The following is a 16,682-nucleotide window of genomic DNA, read 5'->3' on the forward strand; positions in this document are numbered from 1 at the left end:
ACCGTTAAGGTACTGCAACTTGACTCAAGATGTGGTTGATCACGTGATCGCGGCTCACGCCTTCAGCCTGCGCTTGGTAGCTCAGTAATAATCTGTGTCTTAATACATTGGGCGCTACGGCTTGAATGTCTTCTGGTGAAACAAAGTCTCGTTCGTGCAGCCAAGCGCGGGCGCGGGCGCAGCGTTCTAACGAAATCGTTGCGCGCGGGCTGACACCGTACTCAAGCCATTTCGCTAAGTCTTCGCTGTAACGTGAAGGCTCGCGGGTCGCCATCACGATTTCGACTATGTACTTTTCGAGCGGTTCGGCAAGATAGATTTCCATGGCTTCATCACGGGCGGCAAACACATCCGCCTGCGCAATTGGCTCCATTGTTGGCAACTCGTGGGTTAATGCTTCTTTACGCGATTGGCGCAGAATTTCGATTTCAGTTTCGCCGCTTGGGTAATCAAGATTTAAATGCATTAAAAAACGGTCAAGCTGTGCTTCGGGCAGAGGATAAGTGCCTTCGTTTTCTAACGGGTTCTGGGTTGCCATTACTAAAAACAGCGGCGGAAGCTTATAACTGTGCTTACCGACGGTAACTTGACCTTCGGCCATGGCTTCTAATAAGGCCGATTGTACTTTGGCTGGAGCGCGGTTAATTTCGTCGGCTAAGATTAAATTGTGAAAAATCGGTCCGGCTTCAAATTCGAAAGTACCAGTTTGCGAGCGATAAATATCAGTACCAGTTAAGTCAGCAGGTAACAAATCAGGGGTGAATTGAATGCGGTGAAAATCGCCCTCAACCCCGTCACATAAGGCTTTCACCGCTCGGGTCTTAGCAAGTCCTGGCGGCCCTTCAACTAATAAGTGGCCATTGGCAATTAAGGCAATGAGCAGATTTTCGGTCAATACTGGTTGCCCTAAAACAACCTTATTGAGGTAAGTGCGTAATGCATGGAAGCGACTCAAAGGCATGATGCTACTCGTTTTATTATGTTGAAAATACGTATGTGGGCTATAGACAACAGCTATGGTAAAGAATTCCCTTAGGGTTTGGCTAGTGTTAAAAAAACAAACAGGTGTTTAAAACTTGCTGACAAGAAGTTAGAATCAGATCACACTTTAATGGTCAGACCTGTTATTGGGCGATTTTCGCCGCAAATCAATGGGTCAAACACGGAAATCGATAGCGCCGCCTGAAATCTCTCAGCGATTGCGCACATAAAGAGGGTGACAAATGAGTGATAGACAACAGGTTACGAACGCCAAGGGCGAACGTATCGCCATTGTAGCGGGTTTAAGAACGCCATTCGCAAAGCAAGCCACCGCATTTCACGGTGTGTCGGCGCTCGATATGGGCAAAATGGTGGTCAATGAATTATTGGCGCGCTCTGAACTTGACCCTAAGCTGATTGAACAGCTGGTCTATGGACAAGTCGTGCAAATGCCTGCTGCACCTAACATTGCTCGTGAAATCGTACTTGGTACTGGCATGAATGTATCGACCGATGCCTATAGTGTCACTCGCGCTTGTGCGACGAGCTTTCAATCTGCCGTAAACGTAGCTGAATCTATCATGACGGGTAATATCGAAATCGGTATTGCCGGCGGCGCTGATTCATCCTCTGTATTGCCTATCGGTGTGTCAAAAAAGTTAGCCCATGCGTTAGTCGATTTGAATAAAGCCCGTAGCTTTGGGCAAAAATTACAAATATTCCGCCGTTTAGGCATTAAAGATTTATTTCCAGTGCCGCCTGCGGTAGCTGAGTATTCAACGGGCTTGTCTATGGGGCAAACCGCTGAGCAAATGGCAAAAACCTACAATATTAGCCGTGCCGACCAAGATGCGTTAGCACACCGCTCGCACACGTTAGCGAGTGAAACTTGGGCCGCTGGCAAACTTCGCGATGAAGTGATGGTTGCCCATGTGCCACCATATAAGCAGTTTATCGATCGTGATAACAATATCCGCGACAACTCGGTACTTGAGTCATACGCTAAGTTGCGTCCGGCTTTTGATCGGCAGCATGGCACTGTGACTGCGGCCAATAGTACGCCACTGACGGACGGTGCATCGGCCATTATTTTGATGAGCGAAGGCCGAGCCAAAGCTTTAGGTTATCAGCCTATTGGTTACATTAAGAGTTACGCCTTTAGCGCCATTGATGTGTGGCAAGACATGTTGATGGGGCCGTCTTACGCGACGCCACTGGCACTGAAACGGGCTGGAATGGAGTTAGAAGACCTCACGCTAATTGAAATGCACGAGGCTTTTGCAGCGCAGACATTAGCCAATATGCAGATGTTTGCTTCGAAAAAATTTGCTGAAGAAAAACTCGGCCGTAACCGCGCCATTGGTGAAATCGACATGAGTAAGTTTAACGTGCTCGGCGGCTCGCTGGCCTATGGTCATCCTTTTGCTGCAACGGGAACTCGTTTGATCACGCAAGTGTGTCGTGAACTGAAACGCCGCGGTGGTGGAACTGGCCTAACTACGGCTTGTGCAGCCGGTGGTTTAGGTGTGGCTATGATAGTAGAAGTGGAGTAATCGGCATGGAAAAGACCTTTAATTTAACCCGCCGCGACGACGGTATTGCCATTTTGACAATGGATGTTCCTGGCGAAACCATGAACACCTTAAAAACACAATTTGGCCCTGAAATCAGTGAAATTCTGGCCGAAATCAAGAGTGATCCGAATATTCGTGGTTTAGTGCTTATTTCGGGTAAAAAAGATTCTTTTGTTGCAGGCGCTGATATTTCCATGCTCGATGCCTGTAAAACTGCGGGCGACGCCAAAGCCTTATCTCAGCAAGGTCATGTGGTTTTTAATGAGTTAGAAGCGTTAAAAATTCCGGTGGTTGCGGCTATCCATGGCGCCTGTTTAGGTGGCGGTTTAGAGTTAGCATTAGCTTGTCATCAAAGGGTATGCAGTGACGATGGCAAGACTATGCTCGGCGTACCTGAAGTGCAACTGGGTTTATTGCCAGGTGGTGGCGGTACTCAACGTTTGCCACGTTTAGTTGGTATTACGACTGCTTTAGACATGATGTTGACCGGTAAACAAATTCGACCTAAACAAGCCTTGAAAATGGGCTTAGTAAATGATGTTGTGCCGCAGACGATTTTGTTACAAACCGCCGTCGATATGGCGCTTGCGGGCAAGCGTACGCCGAAATTGGTTAAAAAATCACTTGTTAATCAAATCCTTGAAGGCACAAGCTTTGGCCGTAACATTATTTTTAGCCAAGCGACTAAACAAGTCGAAAAGAAAACCCAAGGCAATTATCCCGCACCCGCCAAAATAATTGACTGCGTGCGCCAAGGGATTGCTAAGGGCATGCAAAAGGGATTAGACGTCGAAGCCAGCCATTTTGCTGAATTAGTGGTTTCAAAAGAATCTGCTGCGCTGCGCAGTATTTTCTTCGCGACTACAGAAATGAAGAAAGAAACCGGCGCCGTGGGTGCGATTCCCCGCAAAGTGAAAAAAGCCGTGATCTTAGGTGGCGGTTTAATGGGCGGTGGTATTGCATCGGTGACAACGACCAAGGCTAAGATCCCCGTTCGCGTCAAAGATATCAGTGAAAAAGGTTTAAGCAATGCGCTAGCCTACGCTTATAAGTTATTGGATAAAGGCGTAAAACGTCGCCACATGACGCCTGCTGCCCGTGACAATTTAATGGCACTGATGACTACAACCACAGAGTATAAAGGCGTAAAAGATGCCGATATCGTCGTGGAAGCGGTATTTGAAGACTTAGCGCTTAAACACCAAATGGTAAAAGACATTGAGCGTGAATGCGGCGAGCATACTATTTTTGCCTCAAACACTTCATCATTACCGATTAGTCAAATCGCCGAGGCGGCGACGCGTCCTGAGAACGTTATTGGTCTACATTATTTCTCGCCAGTAGAGAAAATGCCGCTGGTGGAAGTCATTGCCCACGCTAAAACATCGGCAGAAACTATTGCAACCACGGTCGCATTTGCTCGTAAGCAAGGTAAAACGCCGATAGTGGTGCAGGATGGCGCAGGTTTTTATGTGAACCGAATTCTAGCGCTCTACATGAACGAGGCCGCGCAATTATTACTTGAAGGCCAAAGTGTTGAACATTTAGATAAAGCCTTAGTGAAGTTTGGTTTCCCTGTTGGACCTATTACTTTACTGGACGAAGTGGGTATCGATGTGGGCGCTAAGATTTCACCAATTCTTGAGAAAGAATTGGGCGAGCGTTTTAGAGCACCTGCGGCATTTGAAAGGCTTTTGGCTGACGATCGAAAAGGTCGTAAAAATGGCAAAGGTTTCTACCAATATGGCGCATCGAGCAAGAAAGCCAAAGCTGTCGATGAGAGTGTTTATGGCGTGTTAGGCATTAAGCCAGGCACTAATAAAGACGCCAAAGCGGTTGCTGAGCGCTGCGTCGTGCAAATGCTTAACGAAGCGGTACGTTGTTTAGATGATGGTATTATCGCATCGCCAAGAGATGGGGATATTGGTGCTATTTTCGGCATTGGTTTCCCGCCATTCCTCGGTGGTCCATTCCATTATATTGATACTTTAGGTGCAGCTAACTTAGTGCGAATTCTTGAGGGCTATCAAAGTCAATTAGGTAGCAGATTCGAACCTTGCGAACGTTTAAAAACGATGGCTCAAGAAAACTCGCGCTTCTTCTAAGTCTTCACCATTCTATATTGAACAAAAAAGCGGCATAATATTGCCGCTTTTTTATTGCCACAAGGCATGGTTTTGCCTAAAAAACAATCACAATGCTGATGTGATTCTTGTATGAGCAGCGCCCTTAAATGGTTGAAGTTGACTTTAATTTTATTCCCTTGAGTTAGATGCGTTAGTTCAGTGTTTAGTGAAAGATGTTGATAGCGGGTACGCATAGAACGCTTAGTCTAATATTTGAACGAAGATCAACATGGGTATTAATTTGAATGGCTCACAAGCGATTGTATTTTGATGAGGAGTAAAATTCCGAGCGTGATGATTTTTAGTTATTTTTAAAGATGTGGCTTTTAATAAATATTAAAAACTAAAGGGAGCTATGCTCCCTTTAGTTTTTAAACTGTGCCTAATGTCATCTAATTTCTTATTGCTATTTCTTCATTAGACTCATTACTTAAGGCTTAAATCTAGTTCCACCAACCCTTTGCTGAAATCACTTCAAGTTGGTTTAAACCATCAGGTAACTTAACCTTTTTACGTGCTGGCTTAGATAAACCGAGTGCTTTTTTAATTGAATTTAGCATAGTTATGCTCCTTAACCTGGTTAATATTATGCAACTTCAGAGTTAATGAACTTGACATAAGGATGTCCAGCTATTTCAAAAGGTTTAAATTTGACATAAGGATGCCCAGCTATTTCAAAAGGTTTAAATTTGACATAAGGATGTCCAGCTATTTCAAATGGCTTAAATTTAACGTAAGGATGTCCAGCTATTTCAAAAGGTTTAAATTTGACGTAAGGATGTCCAGCTATTTCAAAAGATTTGAATTTGACGTAAGGATGCCCAGCTATTTCAAAAGGCTTAAATTTTACATAAGGATGTCCAGCAACTTCAATAGGTTCTACTTTTACTGTAGTTGCTTCAGTGGCAGCTAGCGGTATTAAGGAGATAATATTTTTAGTATTTTCAAGTGCTGAAGAATTTGCTGCAAAGCCAATTGAAGATAATAAAGTAACGGTTACTAGGATTCCTTTAATCATTCTAATTCTCTCTCAGGGTAGTTGATATTGATTTATTATTGACACTAGCAGTACTAATGCATGTGTTGTGCCAATGTGTAAAATGCAATAAAATTGAGAGTTAAATGATTATATAATGTGTCTATCCATATTGGGTTTGGCTATGTTTTCTTGGAGTAGCAGAGTAAACTCATTTTCTTTTATGGCCTTACTAAAAATATAGCCTTGAATTTCTTCGCAGTTGAGCGCCCGTAAAATATTTAATTGTGCAGTCTGCTCTACGCCTTCACCTACCACTGATAGCCCCATGTTATGGGCGATAGTGATAATAGAATCGACCATTTTTAGATCGCGATCAGACTTATCAATATCGTCAACAAACGCTTTATCAATCTTCAAAGTATGAATTGGGAAGCGCTTTAAGTATGAGAGTGACGAGTATCCAGTACCAAAATCATCGAGTGCTAGACTCACGCCCATTTTAGCAAGTTGTTGCATGACAATAATTGCTGTTTCCGGCTGTTTAATGACGGTACCTTCAGTAATTTCTAATTCTAGGTGACAAGCTGGCAGTTTAGTAAGTCTTAAAATTGATTCAATTCGCTGTTGAAGATCGGGGAGGGCAAATTGACGTGACGATAAATTGACAGCAACCCTGCCGCTAAATATTCCTTGTTCCCGCCAATTCTGTGCGGCGAAACAGGCTTTACGTAATACAATTTCACCAATTTCAACAATTAAACCATTTTCTTCGGCTAGAGGAATAAAATCATTCGGTGGAATTAAACCATGTATTGGATGATTTAATCTAACTAAAGCCTCCATACCAGTAATTTTACCGCATTTAAGATCAATTTTAGGTTGATAATAGACTTCGAATAAATCTTCCTTTAAACCTTCACGAATTAATGTTTCCACCTCTAATTGACGAATAGCATGTTGGTTTAATGGCTCTGAATAAAATTGATAACAATTACCTCCTGCTGATTTAGCATGGTACATCGCGATATCAGCTTTTCTCAATAATGCTTGCTCGTTTTGCTCATCCTCCGGAAATAATACGATACCAATACTTAACCCTAAGACTAACAGTTCATGATTAATTTCAAAGGCTGGTTTTAGTCCTTCTATAATACGACTTGCGATTGCTGCACTGGCATTTATATCTGAAATTTTATCGAGTACAATTGCAAACTCATCTCCACCTAATCGGTAAATGCTAGTATTTTTAGGCAGTAATGATTTTATACGCACTGAAACCTGTTGTAGTAATGTATCTCCAACCTGATGACCTAAGGAGTCATTAATACGTTTGAAATTATCAAGGTCGAGTACCATTAGAGCATGGGCTATTTCTTTATTGACTAAGTTACTTAAGGTGACTTGTAAATTTGAACGATTTGGGAGTCCTGTCAATACATCATTATTTGTTAGTTTTCTAAGTTCTTCTTCTTGTTGTTTTCGTCTCGATATATCGGAAAAAATGCCAACATAGTGTGATAATTCACCTTGTTCATCATAGATGGCGTCGATAGTGAGTTCCATATTAAAGCGACTTTTGTCTCCTCTTATTGCTTCGACTTCATTTGTCCATCGACCTTGCTGTTTTAATATTGTTCTGATTTGAGTGGAAAAGGTTTCTGGATATAAATCAAATGTGAGTAATTTCCCCATGAAATCAGTACGATTGCGTAATGAAATCTTGCAGCAAGCTTCATTAACTTCAACAAAGTGGTATTCGCTATCGAGTATAAACATACCTTCCGAAATATTTTCAATAGCCTTTTCAAAGAGTTTTAGTTGCTCTTCTTTTTGTTTAAATTGACTAATATTCTTAATCGTTCCAGTCATTCGCAGGGCATTATCTTTGTCATCACGTTCTACAATTTTGGCGCGGTCTAAGATCCATACCCAATTGTCGTCTTTACCTTTTACTCGGTATGCGGCTTCGAAATGATCTGTTTCACCATAAAAATGCTTATTGAGCGCTTCTCGAACACGCTCTTGATCCATTGGATGTATATTACTCTCTTCATCTGATTTACCAGAACGATGTCCATCACGGGGAAATTCAAGTGCTCCCCATATATTTGAGCGAAAAATATTACCGGTTTCTATATCCCAGTCCCACATTTCATCACCACTTCCCCATAGTGATAGTTTTAATCGTTCTTCACTGAGTACAATCTGTCTTTGTGTTTCTCTACGACGTAATATGGCTTTTGTCACAAGGTAGGAAATAAATAATACAATAGCAGCATAAATAGATTTTGCTTGAAATGATGACCACCAAGGAGGTGTTATAATGACAGTAAGCTCTTTTGTTGCTGCTTTTTCACCGGAAAGTGAATTAACAGCATAAACTTGAAAAGTATAATTTCCTGGAGATAGGTTTGTATATGTTGCTGAGTTTGTTCCATTTGCAGGTATCCATATATCAGAAAGACCGAACATTCTATAGTAGTAGTTAGTTGATGAGTCGTCTGACATGGGAGATATAAAGTTGAACGAAAATGGATAGTCAGAGTATTTCAATGATATTTCATTAGATGCTGCGATTGATTGTACTAGATAGTTGCTTTCTTTATTTTGAACTATATTAAATACTAAGAAATCTGATATTTCTGTTTTATTTACCTTTTTTTTCTTTACATAACTTACAACATCTTTAGGTGATACTAGACTAATTCCACTAATCCCCGCAAGTAGAGTGTTACCGTTTATATTGATGCCATTGGGAGCATTGTACTCATATTGACTCCCATTTGATGTTTTTAAGGTATAAGATGCTTTACTGTTTTTTTCAAAAATAATGACTTCACTTAGTGATGAAGCTGTTATAAAACTATCATTATCTACAATGGCGTAGATCTCTTTATTGTTAGAAAGTATTCTCGAAATTTTTTTATTGGTATCATTATAAAACATTAGTGATGTTGATGTTCCGAAGTAAATGCCATTATCACTTTTTTCGATGCTGTAAGTTATTTCATTACTTAAGTTTTCTAATAATCCATTTTCATATTTTTTTAGTCCATCTTGTCCAGCTATATATATTAGGTTGTCAGATGTTAACTCTACGTCAAAAATTGGCTCATTCTTTTTTGTATCAATGCTGTTAGTAATTTCACCATTTTTAATGATTAAAACTTTACCATCAGGTGTTCCAGCAGCAATTGTCAAACTATTTTCATTAATAGAGAGTGATGATATTATATTTTTGCTAATCAACTTGGATGAATCATCTTTCTGTAAAAACAACCCTGTATTAGTACCAAAATAAAGCCCATCGTCACTTAGAACTGCATATTTGTATCCTTGAGTATGAGTGTTGAAACTTTTTATTAGGTTTAAATTATCATCAAAAAATTTTATTTTTTCAGAGTCAGATGAAACCAGAAAACCTTTGGTGCTTTTTGTAAGATGCCATGTGCTATCTATCGTTAAGTTGGTTTTCTGTACTAAATTATTTACTTTTTTTACAATAGTAATGCCTTGATCAATACTTCCTAATACAAACATATCTTCGGTTGCAAAAAATGAAGACGTTTTGTCAGGTCTATCTGGAGATAAAAGTCCAATAGTAAATTCATTGGAAATGTCAACAATATTTTCATTTGTGAAGCCATATATGTTTTTTTTGTATTTTGTAAGTAATGAAAACGCTCGATTATCGACTTTTACTATTTCATTGCCTTTGTATTCATATAATCCATTACTGAATGATATTAGCATTGTCGTATCATTCTTTTGCTCAAAATCCATTGTTTTCTGAGCTATCTCCTTTAATTCATTTTTTGTTAGCTTAAATAATGTACCTGCATAGTCTCTGATATAATAATCATCGCCTACTTTTATCGTTTTTTTAATTTCACCTAGGCCTTTCTTTGAGAGTTCAAAGTAGTACTCTTTATCACTAATATCTATAATTGCTTTATTGGTTCCAACAATTAAACTTTTCCCACTTGAGTTAAGACTCCAAATAGGAGTATCTTTTACTGATAAACCATAACTAGTGAATGATTCTTGGCGTTTGTCATATACAACGAGTCCATTATCGGTTCCCACATATAAAGCTCCTTTATCGTCAACTAGCAAACTTCTTATAAAAGAACTGGGAAGGCCTGTTCTGGTATCATTAGCATAAAAATGCTTAAAGTTTTTCCCATCAAATCGATTAAGTCCATTAAATGTTCCTATCCATATATAGCCATCATGGTCCTGGACGATAGACGTAACAGTGCTTTGGGAAAGCCCTTGCGGGACACCAAAAGATTGTGATTGGAGAATAATTGGGGATTTGTCAGAAAAGGGAGATGCGTTTACGTCTTCGAATGCATGCAAGCCAAAGAAAGCGAGCAAGACGATTTTAAAGAGTGCTTTAGGCATAGTATTTGTTCTTATTATCCGATGATGCCATGAAACAATTGTGTTACATCACTTTTCCAGAAAGTGAGGGTTTTGTCAAAGTGCAGTTTGCATAAAATTCTTTAATAGCACGTGGATGCGGTAAAATTGTTCAATTAATATGTGATAAAACATGGGTTAACCACGTTTTACATCAGTATTATGCCCAACAGTGATAGATACGACTATCGTTGGGCTGATTAGTAGCGGTTTTGTTTGTTTATTTAAAATAGTGAACAAATATGTGGGTAAAAGTAATTTGTTTAAAAATTAAACTTTTCCGCTATTTGCTTGAAAGTCTTGAGATCGGTAATCATTTTTTCTGATAGCAGTGGTGCCTGGGTTTTATGTTCTTCACCAGTGCTAAATAAGACTAAGCGGTCACTGTGTTTAGTGCGCATTCTACGCATCATAAATTTCAGCAAATCGGTACGGGTGAGTTTAGCTATCTCATCGACAACAATTTCTCTTTGGTTAAATTGATAATCTCTATTGCCGACACTGACCCAATAACGCTGACTACGCGTTTTTAGATTTGCATCATGCTCCATTATCTGGCTGATTAAACCTACTTTAGTGCTTTCCCATTCTTCGTTGGTGATTTGCATCACCGCATAATTAAAGTCGGCAATAAACTCATCGATTGCTTCTAATAAATGCAATGGACCTGTTGTGGGTGACTGTATATAAAAAATGAGTCCAGGATGACGATTGAGTGGCAGATAACCTGTCCCGACCATATAACCTAATTGCTTTTCAGTACGCAGTTCATGAAAAAAAGTGGATGACATAGTGTGATTAAGTAAGCTAAATAGCGCCATTTTATCTGGCGTTGCCACGGCCGATTGGTAATACACTATGATTGCGCTATCTTGATGATCTATGCTGAGCTCCCTTAGCAATGTGCCTTGGCCGGTTAAATTTACTAATTCTCTAGTGGACTCAGCGCTTGGCGTCGAAACTAAGGATAAAATGTGCTCTAAACGTTTGCCGAGTGCTTGAGCTTCAGAAACTAACCAATCTCCATAGACTAAACCTTCGAGGTAAATTTTTTCGTAAAAGGCACGTACATGGTCATGTAAATCTTCAAGGCTAATGTCTTCTAGCATTTGTGCCATGCGAGCTGGCTCATAACTGCTTTTTTGTAGCGTGACAGTGAGACTCGTAAACAATTGTGAAATGGGTTTAGCTTGGGCCATATTCTGCCAGCTGCGCAGTAATTGAGATTTAATCAGCGCAAAACGATCTTCAGTAAAATTACGCTCCCTTGCTTTATCAATTAACAAAGTTAGTAGAGTTTCTTGATTGCCCGTAAAACCAGATAAATGCAGTGTGATCCCGCCTTGATGCGGATAAATATTGTAACTTAAGCCTGCTACCTCAGCCTGATAGGTTGGCTCGGTCAAATAATCTAGCAGCATTTCAACATATAAGCGGGTGAGGGCGGCATGCTTTGGTGTTTTACTCGCTTGTTCTGAATCCAGTGATAAATACATGTGACCTTTCGGCACATTAAACTCATCATCTTTCTTATGCCAAATACGGTATCCAGTCGATTCTGCGACGATCACAGGAACATCTACATCGCTCTTATCTGGCCTGGGAATCGAGTCTGCTACGATAAAAGGGTTAGGCGTAGGAAGTTGTAATTCATGACGAATATGCTTAACTTGCCAGCGAGCAAGAGATTGTGCAGCAATTGTGCTGACTTTATAAGGTGTGTGATACCAGTTCGCTTTACGATCTGTCTTAACCGATTGCGCGATAAGCTGTAGACGCATGTTCGATGGCGTCATTAACTCAAGTAACTCGATAGTCTCGGGGATATCGAGTCCATCCATGCGGTAGTCACCAAAGACTAAATCTTCAACGTCATAATGATGCATATTGATGCTGAGATGGCTGGCTAAATCGAGTGATTTTACTTGTTCTTGATAACGAAATGCCATTTTAAGTAAATTTGCGCGTTCTAAATAACGCCACTCATCTAACCCTTGGGTTTTGATGAGTTCAATGTACTCAAAACAACAACTGATAATCTCATCAAGATTCGCCAGTCCCTTATCGGTTAACTGCAAGCCGATACTGTAATCTTTAAAGTTATACCCGTTTACGCCACCACCCGCAGACAAGTTATTCACCAGTCCTTGCTCTTTAAGATAGGACAACAGACTACCTTGGCTCTCATTACCTAAAATATGGCTGATATAAGTCAAAGGTTTACGTTTGTAGTAGTGGTCAATCCCAGGGAAATTAAAACTGATACTTAAGCGTTTTTGTTCTTTAAGCGGCACAATGTTGATTTGTGTTAATAGTTCTTTTTCAGAAAAAATAGGTACTTGAGGATAGTTTTTAACTAAGTCTAGGTTCTGTATGCCACTAAAGTAATGGTTTGCTAAGTGTTGTAATTCATCAAGAGAAAGTGGCGCGACTAAGCACAGTGTCATTAAGTTGGCACTGTAATGGCTTTGGTAAAAGTTGAGTAATTCGCTACGAACTTGCGCTTGTTCACCGCCTAAGGTGACTAAATTCCCTACGGAGAATTTTGAAAAAGGGTGGAGCGGGTTAACGGTTTCTTTTAGCACTTGATAGGTTCGGCGGATATCATCTTTGAGCTTTAAACTAAATTCAGATTCAATGGCTTGGCGCTCTCTATCCACTAATTCTAAATCAAATTTAGGTGCGATAAAAAACTGGCTAAATCTGTCTAAAGAATCGGCAAACACATCTTCATTGATGGTGAAAAAAAAGTTAGTGTGTTCAGTGCCTGTCCAAGCATTATTACTGCCGCCATGCTGATTGATAAAGGCGTGATACTCGCCTGAGTCGGGGAACTTCTCTGTGCCAAGAAAGAGCATATGCTCTAAAAAGTGCGCCATGCCGGGTCTATCTGCGGGATCATCGAAATGACCTACGCCTACAGCCATGGACGCCGCTGCTTGGCTAGCATCTTGATCTTCAACTAATAGCACCCTAAGCGCGTTATCTAACACGAGATAACGGTACTGACGATGATCATTAGGACTTTTATAAATGGACTGAGAGGCTTGCAAAGAGACACTCCGATAACGATAGCTTGATATATATTGATAGCCTTAACGGTTTTTAGCAAATATCTCTTGTATTTATCGACTAAAGATTAAGTCTTACATGGTTTGTTGAAATGAGTTTTAGGGCTACAATTGGGATAAAACAAAAACACATGTGAGTCGCGAGATAAGTATGCAGCTATTTTTGATGAGACATGGTGACGCTGGATTTAATGCGCAGTCTGATAGAGACAGAACGCTAACCGACGTAGGTAGGCACCACACCGTTTTGATGAGTAACTGGTTAGCGCGCAGTGTGACCGATTTCGATCTTGTTTTAGTGAGTCCTTACTTACGTGCACAGCAAACTTGGCAGGAGCTAAGTCAGCATTTTCCTGAGCCGCGTAAATGGTTAGTCGCTGACGACCTTGTCCCTGCTGGCGATCCTGCTAATGTGGCCGCTTTGGTGGTTGCCTACGCTGAGTTATACAAGGCCGATAAGGTGCTAGTGATTGCTCACATGCCGTTATTGGGCTACTTAGTCAGTGAGTTAGTCGCCGGTGTGGAACCGCCTTTATTTGCGACATCGGGTATTACGCTTATTGATAAACATGCTGAGCAAGCTTCAATCGTTTGGCAGCATGCGCCCCACAGTATTAGCTAGTCTAGATTTATGTCTCTATCACAAAAAAACGGTCCACTTAATGGGGCCGTTTGTTTTTGCTAACCCCCTAAACCTGCAACGTTGATATCTAAAGCCGATAGCAAGTTACCGTCGATGCGGCAGTTCCCCAATATCTATCAGCACTAATAGCGCTGCGTCGCCGCCCCATTCTTTAGGGGCTTGGTGGAAAGCTTTTACCATAGGATGCTGTACTAACCACATGGGGACTTGCTGTTTCAATATGCCGCTGCCGTAACCATGCATAATGCAGCAACACAAGCTTTGCTGTTTTACGCAGGCTTGGATCAGGGCCGCTAATTCAAGTTTGGCTTCTGATTGGCGATAGCCATGTAAGTCCAGCAGTAAATCTGGTTGGTAGTCCCCACGTCTAAGGCGTTTGAGTTCTATGCTATCAACACCATCTTCTAGCCAACGCATCGGTCCATGTACTGGCAGTAATGGTTGATAAGTATCTGAGAAATAACTGTTAGCATGCAGTTGCTGCTCTTTCAGTTCGATTTCTTGTTTGGTTTTTAAGGGCGTGCCGAAGTGTCGCTTATTTTGGCTGATAGGCTTAATCCCATCAATAAGCTTTGAAAACATCGCCAAACCTTCATTGTCATCGTCTTTATTCATGGCGGGTATTCTATTGAATCCTATGGTTTCTGAATAGAGTTCAGTTACAATGTTTTGCGAACAAATTAGCAGGAGCACGTTTTGGATAAGATCTTTGTAGATGAAGCCGTGACAGAGTTGCGCACCATTGGCGATATGTTGCGTTGGGCTGTAAGCCGTTTTAACGATGCCAATGTGTATTATGGTCATGGCACTGATAACGCATGGGATGAAGCCATTGCCTTAGTTTTCCATGCTTTACACTTACCCGAAGAAATCGGCCAGCAAGTGATTTTAAGCAACTTGACCAGCAGTGAAAAACATAAAATTGTCGAGTTGATTATTCGCCGTGTAAGGGAGCGCTTACCGGTACCTTATCTGACCAATAAAGCGCGTTTTGCAGGGCTTGAGTTTTACGTCGATGAACGCGTGTTAGTGCCGCGCTCACCGATTGCCGAAATGATCGCCAATCGTTTTAGCCCTTGGTTATACGGTAAACCGGTCACGCGTATTTTAGATTTATGCACTGGTAGCGCTTGTATCGCGATTGCCTGTGCCTATGAATTTGAAGACGCTGAGGTTGATGCGCTGGATATCAGTCAAGATGCGTTAGATGTGGCGCAAATTAATATTGAAACCTTAGGGGTCATGGACAGAGTGTTCCCGATGCAGTCGGACTTATTCTCAGCCATTCCAGAAGGGCCGCAATATGATTTGATTGTCTCAAATCCGCCTTATGTAGACGCCGAAGATATTGGCGATATGCCTGATGAATATCATCACGAGCCTGCCATTGGTTTAGCATCGGGTCGTGACGGCTTAGATTTAACTAAACGCATACTGGCCAACGCCGCACAGTACCTCACGCCAACGGGTCTACTCGTAGTCGAAGTGGGCAATTCTATGGTGCATTTGATTGAGCAATTCCCTGAAGTGCCATTTACTTGGATTACCTTTGAAAATGGGGGTGACGGTGTATTTGTATTAACGCGTGATCAACTGGTTGAGAATCAATCAGTGTTTGGTATTTATCGCGACGCGCAATAACTTAAGATAGCAAATTAGGTTGAGACTTTTCCCGCTGCCAGTTAGGCTTGCAGTGGGAAAATAAATGGTCCAGTGGTCGCTGGACACGGAGCGATAAACAAATAATTTAAGGTGTACAACGCGGATGTCTGGAAACAGTATTGGTCAAAACTTTGTAGTGACGACGTTTGGTGAGAGCCACGGTGTAGCGCTCGGTTGCATTATTGATGGTTGCCCTCCCGGGCTTGAATTAACCGAAGCCGATATGCAGCACGATCTTGACCGCCGTCGCCCAGGTACATCACGATACACCACGGCTCGCCGTGAGCCTGACGAAGTGCGTATTTTATCTGGCGTCTTTGAAGGTAAAACTACGGGCACCTCAATTGGACTCTTGATTGAAAATACCGATCAACGCAGCCAAGATTACTCGAATATCAAAGATTTATTCCGTCCAGGGCACGCCGATTATACCTACCAACAAAAGTACGGTATGCGCGATTACCGTGGCGGTGGCCGCTCGTCAGCTCGCGAAACCGCAATGCGGGTGGCGGCAGGTGCGGTAGCGAAAAAATATTTAAAACAAATTCATGGTATTCAGATCCACGGCTATATGTCGCAACTGGGGCCTATTTTTGCCGAGACGCTTGATTTTAGCCAGATTGAACAAAATGCCTTTTTCTTTCCCGATGCCAGCAAACTTGAAGCGCTTGATGACTATATGCGCGAGCTTAAAAAGTCCGGTGACTCAATTGGCGCAAAAATCTCCGTTGTTGCTACAGGCGTACCTGTGGGCTTAGGGGAGCCAGTGTTTGACAGATTAGATGCCGATATCGCCCACGCTTTGATGGGGATTAATGCGGTGAAAGGCGTTGAGATCGGTGCTGGTTTTGGCGTTGTCACGCAAAAAGGCTCCGAAGGCCGCGACTTAATGTCACCACTGGGTTTTGAGTCAAACCATGCGGGTGGCGTGCTCGGTGGAATTTCATCGGGTCAGCCGATCATTGCCCATATTGCATTAAAACCTACGTCAAGCATTAGCGTACCGGGTCAAAGTATGACGGCGCAAGGTGAAATGGCCGAAGTTATCACTAAAGGTCGTCACGATCCTTGTGTGGGTATCCGCGCTGTACCGATTGCCGAGGCCATGCTTGCCATAGTGCTGATGGACCACTTGCTAAGGCACAGGGCGCAAAACCAAAATGTATGTAGCCAAACGCCCATTCTTGGCATGAGATAGTCGGTATCAAATAGACGCTATGC

General features: G+C 41.7%; 10 protein-coding genes. 5 read left to right on the forward strand and 5 right to left on the reverse strand.

Going from position 1 to position 16,682, the window contains the following annotated elements:
* Positions 1 to 4: 4 nt before the first annotated feature.
* Positions 5 to 961 carry an AAA family ATPase gene (locus C9I43_RS04355; RefSeq protein ID WP_076498109.1) on the reverse strand — a complete coding sequence of 319 codons (957 nt, stop codon included), beginning with the start codon at positions 959 to 961 and terminating at the stop codon, positions 5 to 7.
* A gap of 262 nt (positions 962 to 1,223) precedes the next feature.
* Here C9I43_RS04355 and fadI point away from each other — a divergent pair, with 262 nt between their 5' ends.
* Positions 1,224 to 2,534, forward strand: a complete 1,311-nt coding sequence (fadI, locus tag C9I43_RS04360) for an acetyl-CoA C-acyltransferase FadI (RefSeq protein WP_076498110.1) — start codon at positions 1,224 to 1,226, stop codon at positions 2,532 to 2,534.
* Positions 2,535 to 2,539: 5 nt separating this feature from the next.
* Positions 2,540 to 4,660 (forward strand): fatty acid oxidation complex subunit alpha FadJ, encoded by a 2,121-nt coding sequence (gene fadJ / locus C9I43_RS04365; protein WP_107882330.1) that lies wholly within the window; start codon positions 2,540 to 2,542, stop codon positions 4,658 to 4,660.
* Between the two features lie 607 nt (positions 4,661 to 5,267).
* On the opposite strand, the gene C9I43_RS04380 is transcribed toward fadJ, so the two are convergent.
* From C9I43_RS04380 to C9I43_RS04390, 3 genes are all read right to left on the reverse strand, one after another.
* Complete coding sequence (locus C9I43_RS04380; RefSeq protein WP_107882336.1) at positions 5,268 to 5,699, reverse strand: hypothetical protein; 432 nt, start codon at positions 5,697 to 5,699, stop codon at positions 5,268 to 5,270.
* A 108-nt stretch (positions 5,700 to 5,807) separates the two neighbouring features.
* Complete coding sequence (locus C9I43_RS04385) at positions 5,808 to 10,067, reverse strand: EAL domain-containing protein (RefSeq protein ID WP_107882338.1); 4,260 nt, start codon at positions 10,065 to 10,067, stop codon at positions 5,808 to 5,810.
* Between the two features lie 281 nt (positions 10,068 to 10,348).
* A complete protein-coding gene (locus C9I43_RS04390) occupies positions 10,349 to 13,138 on the reverse strand; it encodes an insulinase family protein (RefSeq protein WP_107882340.1) in 2,790 nt (929 codons plus the stop codon).
* Positions 13,139 to 13,307: 169 nt separating this feature from the next.
* On the opposite strand from C9I43_RS04390, the gene sixA reads away from it, so the two are divergent.
* A complete protein-coding gene (sixA, locus tag C9I43_RS04395; protein ID WP_076498118.1) occupies positions 13,308 to 13,778 on the forward strand; it encodes a phosphohistidine phosphatase SixA in 471 nt (156 codons plus the stop codon).
* Positions 13,779 to 13,883: 105 nt separating this feature from the next.
* On the opposite strand, the gene smrB is transcribed toward sixA, so the two are convergent.
* Positions 13,884 to 14,414 carry an endonuclease SmrB gene (gene smrB, locus C9I43_RS04400; protein WP_076498120.1) on the reverse strand — a complete coding sequence of 177 codons (531 nt, stop codon included), beginning with the start codon at positions 14,412 to 14,414 and terminating at the stop codon, positions 13,884 to 13,886.
* A gap of 81 nt (positions 14,415 to 14,495) precedes the next feature.
* Here smrB and prmB point away from each other — a divergent pair, with 81 nt between their 5' ends.
* Together prmB and aroC are read left to right on the forward strand one after the other, a co-directional pair.
* Positions 14,496 to 15,440 (forward strand): 50S ribosomal protein L3 N(5)-glutamine methyltransferase, encoded by a 945-nt coding sequence (gene prmB / locus C9I43_RS04405; RefSeq protein WP_076498122.1) that lies wholly within the window; start codon positions 14,496 to 14,498, stop codon positions 15,438 to 15,440.
* Between the two features lie 124 nt (positions 15,441 to 15,564).
* On the forward strand, positions 15,565 to 16,659 hold the full coding sequence (gene aroC / locus C9I43_RS04410) for a chorismate synthase (protein ID WP_107882341.1): 1,095 nt from the start codon (positions 15,565 to 15,567) through the stop codon (positions 16,657 to 16,659).
* The last annotated feature ends 23 nt before the right edge of the window (positions 16,660 to 16,682 follow it).

The sequence above is a fragment of the Shewanella morhuae genome (assembly GCF_003028295.1).
Lineage (GTDB): Bacteria > Pseudomonadota > Gammaproteobacteria > Enterobacterales > Shewanellaceae > Shewanella > Shewanella morhuae.

What these genes read in the sequence shown, in the direction of transcription:
- C9I43_RS04355 (WP_076498109.1), bottom strand. Translation starts at nt 961, where the DNA reads ATGCCTTTGAGTCGCTTCCATGCATTACGCACTTACCTCAATAAGGTT.
- fadI (WP_076498110.1), top strand. Translation starts at nt 1,224, where the DNA reads ATGAGTGATAGACAACAGGTTACGAACGCCAAGGGCGAACGTATCGCC.
- fadJ (WP_107882330.1), top strand. Translation starts at nt 2,540, where the DNA reads ATGGAAAAGACCTTTAATTTAACCCGCCGCGACGACGGTATTGCCATT.
- C9I43_RS04380 (WP_107882336.1), bottom strand. Translation starts at nt 5,699, where the DNA reads ATGATTAAAGGAATCCTAGTAACCGTTACTTTATTATCTTCAATTGGC.
- C9I43_RS04385 (WP_107882338.1), bottom strand. Translation starts at nt 10,067, where the DNA reads ATGCCTAAAGCACTCTTTAAAATCGTCTTGCTCGCTTTCTTTGGCTTG.
- sixA (WP_076498118.1), top strand. Translation starts at nt 13,308, where the DNA reads ATGCAGCTATTTTTGATGAGACATGGTGACGCTGGATTTAATGCGCAG.
- smrB (WP_076498120.1), bottom strand. Translation starts at nt 14,414, where the DNA reads ATGAATAAAGACGATGACAATGAAGGTTTGGCGATGTTTTCAAAGCTT.
- aroC (WP_107882341.1), top strand. Translation starts at nt 15,565, where the DNA reads ATGTCTGGAAACAGTATTGGTCAAAACTTTGTAGTGACGACGTTTGGT.